The following is a 15,273-nucleotide window of genomic DNA, read 5'->3' on the forward strand; positions in this document are numbered from 1 at the left end:
TTTTCAGCTTTTAGTAGGTTTCGCTCCGCTTCTAAACGTGCATATTTTTCTTCTAACGTAAGCTCCTTCTCTACTACGCTGATATTTCCAAAACAACTTTTGCACCGTGCAGCTTTTCCGAATTACTTAAGTAAAGGTTTCCACCGTGTTGCTTTGCAAAGCTTTTAGCAATGTATAACCCCATTCCATGATGATCTTTGGAGTTTCTACTTTTATCTCCCCTATAAAACTGCTCTGTAGCTGAATGCATTTCCTCTTCTGTAAACCCTCTTCCCGAGTCCTCTACAATAAATTGCAGTTTTTCACTAATCATTTCCACTGAGAACATCAAGTCACCCTTTGTCGGAGAATATTCAATTGCATTCATCATTATATTCATAATTGCTCTTTTCAAAGCGGTCTCGTCAATAGGAATAAAATTTGGTATGTTCTGAACATTTTCAATTAGATTTAACTGTTTGCCTAAAACACAAATTGCACTTTCTTCTATAATATTATGAATAAAGTCGTGGAGATCTGTTTGCTTGAATTGAAGTGGAGCTCCTTCCTCACATTTCGTAATATCGAGTAAAGATTTCATATATATTTCCATCTCATCAATACTTTTCAAAATATGCTCATTACATTTCTTCTGATTTGAATCTAGCGTTGATTCATTTAATAGCTCTGCATTCCCTCTCAATATCGTTAACGGCGTTTTAATGTCATGTGCCAAAGCAGCAATCTGCTCTCTTCTATTTGTTTCCATATTCCACTGTGTACGTAACGAATGGTTTAATTCACCTTTCATTTTTACTAAAGAAGTTAATACTTCATTCACTTCTTTTATTTTAGATTGTTCCACTTGAAAATCTAAATCTTCCTTTTGAATTTTATCTGTTACCTTTCTCAAAATCATCATTTCCTTTGACAATGATTTACCAAAAGAGCGAGATAGAAATATCACTTCGACAACAAATAGTAGAATAAAAAGAACAATTTCACAAACTTCCGGACTCGGTAAATACTTCTGCAAAGAAGGATTTTTAAAAGTAGCATGTAACGTATATAGAATGACACAAATATCTTTATCACGTTCTATAACTGCATAGTAGTACTTACTATCACCTTTTTCATCATTATGTATGTTATTCCATATTTGTCCTGCATAATCTTTATTAATACTCCCTTGTATAAGGTTTCCTGAAAAATCATACAGAGCATATTTATATTGTTTTAAAATTTGATCATCTTCCTGCTTCGCTTTAACTATAGCATCTCTTTGCGACTCAATCTGCTTTTCATAATAATTTGCTGGCAGGATTACCTCTGCGTTAACTCCAACTTGGAATAGAATCATAAAAAAAGTAACTAATGCAATCGTCCCTATTGAAAATGCAAAAATATACTGTATTAAAATCTTACTAAGATTGACTTGCTTTTTCACTTTCTCCATTTATAACCAATTCCCCATACTGTTTCTATTGGATTCATGCCATACTTAGATAATTTATGACGGATATTTTTAATATGTTCCACAATTACTTGGTTATCACTTTCTCCCTCATAACCAAAAACATTTTCATAAATCTTTTCTCTTGAAAATACTTGTCCATGATTCAAAGCTAAATATTCGCAAATTCCATACTCACTTTTCGTAAATGCGATAGATGTATCGTCATGCCATATTTCTTTACATGACAGATGAAATGTAAGACCTGACAGGAAAAATGCATTTTGCTTTTCTCTATGCTCACGCCTTACATGCGCGGATACCCTCGCACGCAGTTCTCCAATTCCAAAAGGTTTTGTAATATAGTCATCTCCACCGAGACTAAGCCCTGTGATTAGATCCTTCTCCATTATTTTGGCTGTTAGAAATACAATTGGACTATCAACCAAATCCCGTATTTCCTTACAAAGTGTAAAACCATCTATTTCTGGCATCATGACATCTAATAGAATTAAATCATAATGACAAAATTTCTCCTTTGGTATAGTAAGAGGATTACTAACAGCAGTTACCTCATGGCCTTCTTTCTCTAAAGCACTTTTTATAATATAAAGGATGCCTTCTTCATCATCAATTGCTAATATTCTTGCCATATAAAATCCCTCCTCTCGCTTCCATTATAATACAAATGTACTTACATTTCTTTACGGCCTTCATAAAAGGAAAACCACATAAGAGAAATAACAAATGCAATGATCGTGAAACAAACACAAATCACTGCTCCAGTTGCTGCTTCTACTGGTAAGACACGAATAGAACTAGAACTTAATTTGTATCCCAAAAAATAATTGCATAATCTCGCGCCCCATGCACATGGCATGTATTTCCAAATTACATCCCCCATCCCTGTAAGCATTAAAGCTGCCAGCAAGCTGTCTATAATTCCAATCCCAATGGAAGCACCTTTACTAAAGCGAAAATTTAAGAACAGATGCCATATATACATAAAGATTTGACAACTAAAAAGAATGAAGGAAATTTCAACATACAAAGCAAATGGAATTTCATTTTGTCCTAGCAGAAAATGAAAACCTGTCGCAAACCCAACGACTGCCAACATAGTGGAACAAAACCCACATATTAAAAGTAAACATACTTTACTAATTAACGCTTTACGTCTTCCGTATTCCATTGATAAAAGTTCTTTAAAATTTCCTGCCAAAGCTTCCTGTTCCACGACAGAAGAACACACTATGCTAATTAGCAACGGAAAAGATATCGATAATACTTGTATATAGCCTGAAACTTTATTTATAGAATCAAATTTTGAAAAGGAATAATAACTTAAAAAAAGAGCAATACCGATGATTGGCATCGCTACATGTATCCAGAAAAAAATCGTGTGTTTCATTTTTATAAAATCAGCTCTTAATATCCTCGACAAAACCGCCATATTATTTTGCCTCCTGCTTTTCAAACCACTTTGCCGTCACGTAAGTGAATAACAGGAACAACACAACAGAAATTACTATGCCTGGCAAAATTGCATCGTAGGAAAGTAGTTCTGGTTTAAACGTTACACTTCCGGTTTCTGCATACAAACCATTTGGTAGTATTTTCAAAATAGGGATCATCAGTCTACTTGGATATGTGTATGGACTAATCATCCAAATATTTTTTGTTGCCAATACAACTCCAAAAATTCCATTTGCCCCTACATTCAACAGAAGCGTCGGAAATAAACCTATTTTGTTACCTAAAAACAAGCAGATTGGAATTTGCCACATAAAAGTAACGATTAAAAGAACGCTTCCTAATAGTGCATTTACCGTAGGAATGATTCGGAAATTCTCTTTATTTACTAGTAAACTAGATAACTCGATTCCACAGAAAAACAGTATGCATGAAAAACTCAAAATCCCTAAAATTAGTAATACTTTAGAAATCCATACTCGTTTTAATGAAACTGGTAACGATAAGATGGAACGATTATTCATTTTTTTATCTTTCTCCGCAAGAAGTACACAACTTAAAGAAACCATTCCCGGAAGCATCGTAATGTACCACCAGTTGTAACTAGATAATTGAAAATAATCCGCCGATAATAAAAAGGCAATTAGCATTGTAGCAAATGGAACTAGCCATATAAGTTTATTCAAAAAAGTATGTCTAATTTTAATTTTTTCAGATGCAATATATAGATTCATTTCTTATGCCTCCCTTCTATACTTTCCAGCCACTTGTACAAATAAATCTTCCAAGTCATCATTCTTATTCAATTTCCCCTGATACCCCAATACACCACCTGATATAATCCCAACATGATCTGCAATTTGACTTACTTCGCTTAAAATATGACTCGATAAAATGACCGTAATTCCTTTTCCAGGAAAGGATAGAATGAGTTTTCTTAATTCCTGAATTCCAAAAGGATCCAGTCCATTCATCGGCTCGTCTAATATTAAAAACTTCGGATGGTTCAGCAATGCAATCGCAATTCCCAATCGTTGTTTCATCCCCATAGAAAAATCCTTTGCTTTTTTCTTTTCTGTATTCTCTAGCTCCACAACATGCAATACTTCATTAATCCTTGATTTAGGCAAACCTAAAACAGTCGTACGAACCTGCAGGTTTTCTCTTGCTGTTAAATTTTCATAAAGCGGAGGAGACTCAATTAAAGCACCAATAGAATGTAGATCGTGCCGCGTCCATTTATGACCATCAAAGTAAATCTCACCAGAAGTAGGTGTAAGCATGCCTGTTATCATTTTTAAAGTGGTCGATTTCCCCGCTCCATTAGGACCTAACAATCCATAAATTGAATATTTCGGTACAGAAAGCGAAATATTTTGTACCACACTTTGCTTTCTAAATGTTTTACAAAGATTTTTTGTTTCTAACATAATCTCATTCATCCTAAACTTCCTCCTCGTATATTGTAATTCTAGAATAAATGACAATTATAAGGATTCTATAAGGAAAAGAAAAAACATAGAGAGAAAAAGAAGTTTTTACATGCAACCTGTATGAAAACTATGGATTCATATGATTTTTCTATAATTGGTTGCAGCTGAAGAATTTATAAAAAAAGAATATCTAAACAAAAAAGAAGCGATTTATTTCATCGCTTCTTTTTATTAAATCATATTATCCCTACATAACCCTCTTAAACATCTTTTCCAATTCATAAGTAGAATGATGCACAAGAATTGGTCTTCCGTGCGGGCATGTGTATGGGTTTGTTGTTGTACGAAGTTCTTCCAGTAAAGCAAATATTTGATCGTTCGTTAAATATTGATTTGCTTTAATTGAAGCTTTACAGCTCATCATGATGGCTGCTTCTTCACGTAATTTTTTAATATCAACTTTTTTTAGTTTAACGACCTGCTCCATCATTTCATCGATAATTTCTGTTTCTTGCCCTTTCGGGAACCACGTTGGATGCGAGCGAACGATAAAGGATTGATGGCCGAATTGCTCCAAAAATAGTCCAACTTTTTTTAGTTCTTCTAGTTGCTCTTCGACACGTAAAAATTCGGTAAGAGATAAATCGATACGGTATGGTACGAGTAGTTCTTGTACTTCTTGTGCTACTCGTCCTACTTTATCACGGAAGTATTCATAATTAATACGTTCCTGCGCGGCATGTTGGTCAATCATATATAAGCCTTTATCATTTTGAGCGAAAATATATGTTCCATGCATTTGTCCAATTGGATAAAGCGGCGGTAAATCATTACCGTTCATTTCGATTTCTTCTATTTCCTGAACTTCTTCTTCCAATTCCTCTAATTCAAAGTCTTCATCGTTACTGTTCCACGATTTCTCTTCTCGAATCGGTTCTTCTATTATCGATTTTGTAGATGGTTGCCAACTTTGTTCTTCTCTCACGAGCGACTGTGGTGGTTGCCATTCTTGCTTCGGTGGTTGCCAAAGCTGCGCAGGCTGTTTCACAGCCTGCGGTTCTTCTTGTTTTTCATCCATTCCCGTCGGTAAAACGATCTCCGGCATAGATGGTTCTTTCGGCTTCGCATGCTCAAACTGAAACTGTTCTTGCACACTTTCATCTTTTTCTTTTTTCTTCGTTGTTACACCTGCATCTGGAATGAGCTGTATTTTTTTGAATGCTGCTTGCAATGTTTCTTCAATCAGCTTTAGTAATTCTTGTTCTTTACTAAAACGAACTTCCAATTTCGCTGGATGTACGTTAACGTCAACAAGCATTGGATCCATTTCAATTGATAAGAAGCCGATTGGATATCGTCCGACTGGCAGTAATGTATGATATCCTTGCTGAATAGCTTTCATTAATACGAAATTTCGAACGTAACGGCCATTTACGATTGTTGACATATAATTACGAGATGCTCTCGTTACTTCTGGTAATGTTACATAACCTTTAATTGTGAAATCTAGAGATTCCGCTTCAATTGGAACAAGCTTCTTTGCAACTTGAATGCTATAAATCGATGCAAGTACTTGTCTTACATCACCATTTCCTGATGTATGAAGCAATTTCTTCTCATTATGAAACAGCTTTAATGACACTTCTGGATGCGACATTGCAATACGATACACAATATCTGTAATATTACCAAGCTCTGTATGAATGGTTTTCATATATTTAAGACGCGCTGGTGTATTAAAAAATAAGTTTTGTACTGTAATATCTGTTCCCTTTCGGCTCGCTATTTTCTCCTGCTTTATAATGTCTCCACCTTTAATAATAAGGTGTGTACCAGGTGCATCACCTGTACTAGTGATTAATTCTAATTCACTAACTGAGGCAATACTCGGCAATGCCTCACCGCGGAAACCGAGTGTTCTTATGCGAAACAGATCATTTTCATCTTTAATTTTGCTCGTCGCATGTCGTTCAAAAGCGACGATACAATCTTCTTCTGCAATGCCATCTCCATTATCAATGATGCGAATTTTCGATAAACCAGCTTCTTCTAAGTGGATTTCAATAGATGTACTATTCGCATCGATAGAATTTTCCACAAGTTCTTTTACGACTGAGGCAGGGCGCTCTACTACTTCCCCTGCCGCAATTAAGTTAGAGAGTTGGTCATCGAGTTTGCGAATTTTCCCCATCTACTTACTCATCCTTTCTTTAACTTTTTTTGTAAGCGATACAGTTCGTTCATCGCTTCTAAAGGTGTCATATCAAGTAAATCAATTTTTTTAATTTGCGTAAGTACTGCTGTTTCTTTTGCATCTAGAACTGGCTTGTCTTGTTTTTTCGAAGACTGCTCTGTGCCAAAGAATGATAGTTGTGATTCTTCTTCATTGTCTACCTTCGTTTCTTCTATTGCTACTGGTTCTTCTTTTACAACTACAGGTTCTGGAATTACTTCTTGCTCTTGCGCTTTCACTTCTACACGCTTCGGAATAATAATTTCTTCCTGTCCTTCTAATTGCGCTAACACTTCTTTCGCTCGAGCGATTAAGCTATCTGGAAGCTCCGCAAGTTGCGCAACATGAATTCCGTAACTTTTATCAGCTGCCCCGTCTTGAATTTTATGAAGGAATACTACTTTTCCGTTCTCTTCAATAGCTGAAACGTGTACATTTTTCAGTTGATCTAAACTGTCTTCTAACACGGTCAATTCATGATAATGCGTAGAGAATAACGTTTTCGCACCAATTTGGTCATGAATATGTTCAATGATTGCTTGTGCAAGTGCCATACCATCATACGTAGATGTACCGCGTCCAATTTCATCGAATAAAATTAAACTTCTTTCTGATGCGTTTGCAATGGCATTTTTCGCTTCTAACATTTCGACCATAAATGTACTTTGACCTGAAATTAAATCATCCGCCGCGCCAATTCTCGTAAAGATTTGGTCAAATACAGGTAATACTGCTTCTGTTGCTGGTACGAAACAACCAATTTGCGACATAACCGTTACAAGTGCTAATTGTCTCATATACGTACTTTTACCAGACATGTTCGGTCCTGTAATTAAAAATACATCCATATTCTCTGGCATAATACAATCATTCGGTACATACAATTTCCCGTTCAATACTTTTTCTACGACAGGATGACGACCATCTTTAATGAAAATTTCACGCTTCGTTGTTAGTACAGGTTTTACAAACTGTTCCTCTTCACTCACTGTCGCAAAACTTTGCAGTACGTCTAATTCACTAATTACTTTCGCTAAATGCTGTAATTTCGGAATAAATACTTTTACTTCTTCACGAAGCGCTGTAAATAAATCGTATTCTAGTTGTACAATTTTTTCTTCAGCTTCTAAGATTAATGTTTCTTTTTCTTTTAGTTCATCTGTAATGAAACGTTCCGCATTAGCAAGCGTTTGTTTACGCTCGTAGCGGCCTTCTGGTAATGCTCCAAGGTTCGCTTTCGTTACTTCAATGTAGTAACCGAAAATACGGTTGTATCCGATTTTTAACGATTTAATTCCTGTAATATCACGCTCTCGTTTTTCAAGCTCAGCAATCCACGTTTTTCCGTTTTTACTCACATAGCGATATTGATCAAGCTTGTCATTATAACCATCTTTAATAATATCTCCATCTTTAATAGAAAGCGGTGGATTTTCTTGAATACTTCTTCCTAGTAATTCTGTTAAGCTCTCACATGGATCTGCACCTTGAATTAATCTCGCTGCATACGCGTTATCTAACAAACTAATCGCTTCTAAAATAGCTGGCACTTGTAGTAACGAGCGTCTTAACTGTAATAAGTCCCGTGCATTAACATTACCAAATGCAACTTTCCCTGCTAAACGTTCTAAATCATATACTTCTTTTAACTTTTCTTTTAAATCTTCACGCAAGAAGTAATCATTTACAAACGTTTCAACCATTTCTAAACGCTCTTCAATTCGTTCCTTCTGTATAAGTGGACGTTCCATCCACTGTTTTAACATACGACCACCCATAGCAGTCTTCGTCTTATCTAATAGCCATAGTAATGATCCTGTTTTTTCTTTCGTTCGAAGTGTTTCTGTCAGCTCTAAATTTCGCTTTGAATGCACATCAATTTTCATAAATTGATTCGTATAATAAATTTCCACTGGTTGTAAATGATCTAATGAACGTTTTTGCGTTCTTATTACATAGTTAAATAAGCGCCCAACTGCTTTAATTAACTTTGCTTGTGAAACATTTTTCACAAGATGTTCTAGCCCTTCAGGAATTGCCGTTGCATCTTCATATGAAATCGTCATTTTTAACGTTTCCGTTAACTTGTTTAGTTCATCTTTAGAAAAGGAAGAATCTACAACAATTTCTTTCGAACCAGTTGCATACACTTCTAATAAAATATCTTCTACTGAACCAGTCAATAACGTTACTGTATTTTGCCCAGTCGTTAAATCGTTACAAGCTAACGCATATGATCCATCTTCAAAATGTGTTAATGCGGCTAAAAAGTTATTTTCTTTCTCATCAATCGTACGCCCTTCCATCATCGTTCCTGGCGTAATTAATTGTACTACTTCACGGCGCACTACGCCTTTAGCTGTTTTTGGGTCTTCTACTTGCTCACAAACCGCTACTTTATATCCTTTTTCAACAAGTTGTTCAATATAGTTTTTAGCCGCATGATACGGTACACCGCACATCGGTATACGTTCACTACTACCACCGTCTCGGCTCGTTAATGTAATTTCAAGTTCGTGGGCTGCTTTAACCGCATCCTCAAAGAACATTTCATAAAAATCACCTAAGCGGAAAAATAAAAAGGCATCTTGATAGTCTGCCTTAACTTTTAAATATTGCTGTATCATAGGCGTATATTGCGTCATACTTATCCTCCATAATTCTTACATAATAATCTATATTCATATATGTCACATTTCACGGACACTCTTATCTCCTATTTCAGGAGTCTTTCTTCATTATAGCACATTTCATTAGCAATCATGTTCATCTAAGCACCACTTATGTAAAGTAAAAAGCTAGGAAGAACTTCTCCCTAGCTTTCTATTACTCTTCTTCTGCATCAACGATAAAGTTCGGATCTAACTCTTCAAACTCATCATCTTCAATTTGGAAAGCATCATCTGATTCTACACAACCTTCAGGGTTTACACTTACACAAATTTTCGTTTCGCCAACTACTTCTGTTACAAATTCACGTTCTACCGTTACAACAATTTTATTACCATTTGGTGATACAAGAGCTTCTAAACAATTTGGTGGCTGAATGACACGAGCAATAATTTCTAAATCATCACCAGAAAAGTTTTTATCACGATATCCAATGCTTACTTCATCTGTGTAGTTTACACGTTCTGTTACAACTTCTGTCTTTGTATTGCCATCGAATGAATACCAAGTGTTCACATCATAGAAACCTTCAATTTCCACATGTTTTCCACTCTTTCTTGCTTCGTACGAGTGGTTAATTACCCAGCACCCTAAAATACTTGTTGGCTCATTATTCGATTCACATGTATGCGTTGACTTTGTATACTTACGTCCTTTTCCAACCACTGCTTTTGTAATAATCTCTCTAAATTCGGACATTCGTAACCCTCCTCAATCACTATTCACTTAATCATATGCGTGACAATAGCGGAATGTGTCATTCTTTTTTTGAGAAGAACTTACGTTTAATCCACTAAAAAAAGAGATGTCAATTCGACATCTCTTTAACAACCACAATTTCCTTTTTTACTTTCTACCGCTGCGCCCGTTTCACCCTTCAATACATCGCCATTAGTTGAAATTAATATTTCATCTGTTACGTTGTTAGAAATCGTACTTGCAACTAGCTGTAATAAGTCATTTACATACGTTTGTGAAGATTTAAATTCTTGTACAACTGGGATGCTATCTAACTTATCTTGCAGGGCATCAATTTCAGCTTCTACTTTTTTCAAAGCTTCCCATTTCCCGTAATGTTGCAAGTTTACTGCTTGTTTTTGCAGTGCTTTAATTTCATCAATTGCGCGCTTCACATTTTCATTTTTATGAATTTGTGCCTCTGCTTTCTTAAAGAAATCAACTTCTTCTGTTTCAGAAATCATTTTTGCCAATTCTTTCGCTTGCTCAACAATTTCATCTTTCGAATATACTTTCATCTATTATTCCACCTCAATCGGCTCTTCAACTAATTCTCCGTTAAGAGACCAAGTTTTTGCATCCGTTACTTTTACTTTCACAAGCTGACCAATTAAAGACTTTGGAGCAACAAAGTTTACAAGTTTATTTGTACGAGTATAACCTGCAAGTACTTCTGGATTATTTTTACTCTCTCCATCAACTAACACTTCTACAATTTGACCTTTATAACGATTATTCTTTTCAATTGCCAATTTATTTACTAATGCATTTAAGCGTTGAAGACGTTCTTTCTTTACTTCCATCGGTACATTGTCTTTCATTTTTGCAGCTGGTGTACCTTCACGCGGAGAATAAATAAAGGTAAAGGCAGTATCAAACCCTACTTCACGATATAACGACATCGTTTCTTCAAATTGCTCATCTGTTTCATTCGGGAAACCGACAATAATATCAGTTGTTAATACCGCGTTTGGAATCGCTTCTTTAATTTTTCTTACAAGCTCTAAATAATGCTCACGTGAATATTTACGCGCCATAATTTTTAACATTTCTGTGCTTCCAGATTGAACTGGTAAGTGAATATGTTCTACTAAGTTGCCACCTTTTCCAAGCACTTCAATTAAGTGATCATCGAAATCGCGTGGATGGCTCGTTGTAAAACGAATACGGGCAATATCAACTTTACGGAGCTCGTCCATTAAATCGCCAAGACCGTATTCTATATCTTCAAAGTCTTTACCATATGCATTTACGTTCTGTCCAAGTAACGTAATTTCTTTATAACCATTCGCAGCTAAATGACGAATCTCTTGGATAATGTCTTCTGGACGTCTGCTTCGCTCTTTTCCGCGTGTATACGGTACGATACAATATGTACAGAACTTATCACAGCCATACATAATATTTACCCAAGCTTTAATATCACCACGACGTACTTTCGGAAGATTTTCAATTACGTCTCCTTCTTTGGACCAAACTTCAACTACCGTCTCCTTCGAGAACATTGCATCTTTTAGAATGTACGGTAATCTATGAATATTATGCGTTCCAAACACCATATCTACATGCTGATTTTTTTGCATAATTTTATTTACAACAGATTCCTCTTGGGACATACAACCACATACACCAATTAAAAGATCAGGATTTCTTCGTTTTAGTGCCTTTAAATGCCCTAGTTCACCGAACACTTTATTTTCAGCATTTTCACGAATAGCACAAGTATTTAATAATACTACATCTGCTTCTTCAGTTGAAAAGGTTGGTTCATATCCAAGTGCAGTGAAAATACCCGCCATTACTTCTGTATCGTGCTCATTCATTTGACAACCATATGTACGAATATAAAACTTTCTTCCTGTACCGAAATTGCGAAACTCTTCAGGTAAGCCAAAATCCCGTTCAATTTTAACTTCTTCTTTCCCTCGCTTTTTCGCGTCTTTTAAGGAAGGTGGTTGGTATACACTTTCAAAGTATTTGCTATAATCTTTCTCTTCTTTTTTCGTAGAGGAATTCACTTGTTGACTTGCTAATCGTTGTTGCTCGTTCATCGGTAATCTCCTTTCACCCTTAACTATACACACTCTATAGTCCATTTTAATGCGCTTAGACCCACCTCAAAAATGGTTAGATAGCTTGAGAGATACTTGTCCTTTGAAACTTGAGTAATCAATCTAATCATCTATAAGAATGAAGTCTTCCCCACACAAATAGACATTCCCTTTTTGTATTTCTTTTGTCCTACTCAAAAGCATATTGCTTTATCCCTATACACATTACCATAGTATGAAGTGTTTCGCCAATTTTTACAAAGAAGAAGGCTTATCCTATTATTACATTTCCTAGTTAATGAACATGCAATTTTCATACAACGATTTATATATTATTTTACCATTCTGAATTTTCCAAGTAAATAAGACTGCTTTATATTTTTACTTATTAAAAAAGGCTGCCAAATGGCAACCTCCTCTTCTTACATTACATAAATTCAGCAACAAGCTCATCAAACATTTTCTGATCCATGTTTAAATCAGATTGCACTAAAGGCTTCTCACTATATCCTTTTACCAGTTCTTGGTATGAAGGCTGCGCTGTATTTTGATAAATTAACCCTGTTACTAATCCGTTGTTTTCCATTAATGTTTGCATAGCCATCATGCGATTAGACGGATCATATCCCTCTACTGTACTTAGTTTTGTTAAATTCTCTTTAAACCAATCGTAAGTATTTACTTTATTGTAAGTAACACATGGGCTGAATACGTTAATTAATGAAAATCCTTTATGGTTAATACCAGCTTCAATAATTTGTGTTAATTCTTTTAAATCACTTGAAAAGCTTTGCGCCACAAATGTTGCACCAGCTGTTAAAGCCATTTCCATAACATTTAGTGACGGTTCAATTGAACCTTGTGGTGTACTTTTCGTTTTAAATCCAGCTTCACTACGTGGTGAAGTTTGCCCTTTTGTTAATCCGTAAATTTGGTTATCCATTACGATGTACGTAATATCAATGTTACGACGAATAGAATGGATCGTATGTCCCATACCAATCGCAAATCCATCACCGTCACCACCTGATGCGATAACTGTTAAATCACGGTTTGCCATTTTTACACCTTGTGCAATTGGAAGGGCACGACCATGAATACTATGCACACCATATGAATTAATATAACCTGAAATACGACCTGAACAGCCGATACCAGAAATAACAGCAAGTTCATCTGGATTTAAGCCAACGTTAGCTGCCGCACGTTGAATTGCAGCTTGCACCGAGAAGTCTCCGCAACCTGGGCACCAGTTTGGTTTTACACTGTTACGAAAGTCCTTAAATGTTGCCATTTAATACAACCCCTTTTTTGCATTCGTTGTAAATCTCTTTCGGCAAGAATGGGTTCCCATCATATTTTAAAAGACTAGAAATTTTCTCACCGTTACCAAGATTCATTTTCATAATGTTAGCAAGTTGACCTGTTGCATTGTTTTCTACCACTACAACACGCTTCGCATTTTTCACAAGTGGATCGATTTCAGCTGTTGGGAACGGGTGAATTAAACGTACATGAGCATGGTTTACTTTCATACCCTCTTGTTCTAAGCGCTCCATTGCTTCTTCGATCGCACCACGAGTTGAGTTAAATCCAACAAGCAATACGTCTGCTTCTTCATGCTTAACATTTTTATAAACAGGGGTATTAAACTTCAAGTTCTCCATTTTACGGAAACGTTTGTCCATTTGATCTTTACGGTTTAATGCTGATTCAGATGGTTTACCAGTTTCATCATGTTCTACACCTGTAACATGGTGAACACCATTTTTCATACCAGGTAAAACACGTGGTGAAACGCCATCTTCTGTTACTTCATAACGCTTGAAGTATGCTTTATTTTCACGTTCTGGTAATTCCGCTTCTAAATCAAGCTTACCACGACGAATTTCCACTTTATCTAACTTAAGTGGTTCTACTGTCTGTTTCCCTAAAGAAAGCTGTAAATCTGTTAAGAAAATAACAGGTACTTGATATTCTTCAGATAAGTTAAACGCTTCTACAATATCATAGAAAGCTTCTTCCACTGTACTTGGCGCCATTACGATTTTTGGAATTTCACCGTGCGTACCGTAAATCATTGCCATTAAATCAGACTGCTCTTGTTTCGTTGGTAATCCTGTACTTGGACCACCACGTTGTGTATCAACAATTACTAATGGCGTTTCTGTAATACCTGCTAAACCAATCGCTTCCATCATTAAAGATAGACCTGGACCAGCAGATGCAGTTAATGTACGAACACCAGCATAGTTTGCACCGATTGCCATTGTACAAGCTGCAATTTCATCCTCAGTTTGGATTACTGTTCCGCCGACTTTTGGCAATTTTTTAATTAAGTATTCCATAATTTCAGATGCAGGTGTAATTGGATATGCAGACATAAAGCGAGCACCACCAGCTACTGCACCAAATGCGATCGCATCGTTCCCAATCATAAACATGCGCTTCTGACCATCAGCTTTTTCAAGCTGCATCATGTTTACTTTCTCACCTAGTAACTCTTTCATATATTGAGAGCCGCGCTTAATTGCGTCCATGTTCTTTTGAACAACTTGCTCTCCTTTACGACCAAAGATCTCTTCAACAACATCTAAATAAGCTGTTTCATCTAATCCTAATACCGCACTTGATGCTCCAACAGCAACCATGTTTTTCATTAATGATGTGCCTAATTCTGAAGCAATATCTGTAAACGGTATCACATATAGATTTACATCTGTATTGTCAGGTATTGTCGGATTAAATTTCGCATCTGCAACTACAATCCCGCCCGGACGTAGTTCGTGGAAGTTAAAATCAATTGTTTCTTGATCAAAAGCAATTAAAATATCTAAATCATCTGAGATCGCGCGTACTTCTGTTGTACTTACACGAATTTTATTATTTGTATGGCCGCCTTTTATACGTGATGAGAAGTGGCGGTAACCGTATAGGTAATATCCTAATCGGTTTAATGCAATACAGAAGATTTCTCCTGTACTTTCAATTCCTTCACCTTGTTGGCCTCCAACTTTCCATGAAAGTTGACTAATCATCTCCTACACCCCTTTTGGCTGCATTCATTGTAGTGTATTTTTTTACAGTAATAGTTTAGCATTTTTTATGCAAATAAACTACAATGGACGCAAATTATGCCTCTTCTGATTTCCCTGAATCTTTAGTATAAAGCTATTTTGTTTTTCATTCTAGTATTAGGTCTTAAAAAAAGCAATAATATCAAATGAATTAATTCTAATTTTT

General features: G+C 35.8%; 12 protein-coding genes. All 12 read right to left on the reverse strand.

Going from position 1 to position 15,273, the window contains the following annotated elements; genetic code table 11:
* Positions 1–73: 73 nt before the first annotated feature.
* Entirely contained in the window at positions 74–1,435 is a 1,362-nt protein-coding gene (locus ACTFSI_RS00825) for a sensor histidine kinase (protein WP_048550035.1), read from the reverse strand.
* Positions 1,423–2,085, reverse strand: coding sequence for a response regulator transcription factor (locus ACTFSI_RS00830; RefSeq protein ID WP_440045207.1), 663 nt, complete (start codon positions 2,083–2,085; stop codon positions 1,423–1,425). Before ACTFSI_RS00830 ends, ACTFSI_RS00825 begins: the two co-directional genes overlap by 13 nt.
* A gap of 41 nt (positions 2,086–2,126) precedes the next feature.
* Positions 2,127–2,885 (reverse strand): lantibiotic immunity ABC transporter MutG family permease subunit, encoded by a 759-nt coding sequence (locus ACTFSI_RS00835; RefSeq protein ID WP_138321254.1) that lies wholly within the window; start codon positions 2,883–2,885, stop codon positions 2,127–2,129.
* Between the two features lies 1 nt (position 2,886).
* The gene (locus ACTFSI_RS00840) at positions 2,887–3,639 is read right to left on the reverse strand and encodes a lantibiotic immunity ABC transporter MutE/EpiE family permease subunit (protein WP_001055401.1); all 753 of its coding nucleotides are present in this window, start codon (positions 3,637–3,639) and stop codon (positions 2,887–2,889) included.
* Between the two features lie 3 nt (positions 3,640–3,642).
* Positions 3,643–4,347 carry a lantibiotic protection ABC transporter ATP-binding protein gene (locus ACTFSI_RS00845; RefSeq protein WP_048550037.1) on the reverse strand — a complete coding sequence of 235 codons (705 nt, stop codon included), beginning with the start codon at positions 4,345–4,347 and terminating at the stop codon, positions 3,643–3,645.
* Positions 4,348–4,585: 238 nt separating this feature from the next.
* Positions 4,586–6,529: a DNA mismatch repair endonuclease MutL gene (gene mutL / locus ACTFSI_RS00850; protein WP_138321252.1), complete on the reverse strand. Its 1,944-nt coding sequence runs from the start codon at positions 6,527–6,529 to the stop codon at positions 4,586–4,588.
* A gap of 8 nt (positions 6,530–6,537) precedes the next feature.
* Positions 6,538–9,216, reverse strand: a complete 2,679-nt coding sequence (mutS, locus tag ACTFSI_RS00855; protein WP_000196007.1) for a DNA mismatch repair protein MutS — start codon at positions 9,214–9,216, stop codon at positions 6,538–6,540.
* Positions 9,217–9,397: 181 nt separating this feature from the next.
* Positions 9,398–9,940, reverse strand: a complete 543-nt coding sequence (cotE, locus tag ACTFSI_RS00860; RefSeq protein ID WP_001288804.1) for an outer spore coat protein CotE — start codon at positions 9,938–9,940, stop codon at positions 9,398–9,400.
* A gap of 125 nt (positions 9,941–10,065) precedes the next feature.
* A complete protein-coding gene (locus ACTFSI_RS00865; RefSeq protein ID WP_000870462.1) occupies positions 10,066–10,497 on the reverse strand; it encodes a RicAFT regulatory complex protein RicA family protein in 432 nt (143 codons plus the stop codon).
* Positions 10,498–10,500: 3 nt separating this feature from the next.
* Entirely contained in the window at positions 10,501–12,030 is a 1,530-nt protein-coding gene (gene miaB, locus ACTFSI_RS00870) for a tRNA (N6-isopentenyl adenosine(37)-C2)-methylthiotransferase MiaB (protein ID WP_001005403.1), read from the reverse strand.
* A gap of 427 nt (positions 12,031–12,457) precedes the next feature.
* Complete coding sequence (locus ACTFSI_RS00875) at positions 12,458–13,324, reverse strand: 2-oxoacid:ferredoxin oxidoreductase subunit beta (RefSeq protein WP_000190154.1); 867 nt, start codon at positions 13,322–13,324, stop codon at positions 12,458–12,460.
* Positions 13,311–15,068, reverse strand: a complete 1,758-nt coding sequence (locus ACTFSI_RS00880; RefSeq protein ID WP_000625425.1) for a 2-oxoacid:acceptor oxidoreductase subunit alpha — start codon at positions 15,066–15,068, stop codon at positions 13,311–13,313. The genes ACTFSI_RS00875 and ACTFSI_RS00880 overlap by 14 nt, the downstream gene beginning before the upstream one ends.
* Positions 15,069–15,273 lie beyond the last annotated feature (205 nt).

Origin of the sequence: Bacillus cereus group sp. MYBK101-2 (assembly GCF_051918845.1) — a bacterium.
Taxonomy (GTDB): domain Bacteria; phylum Bacillota; class Bacilli; order Bacillales; family Bacillaceae_G; genus Bacillus_A; species Bacillus_A paranthracis.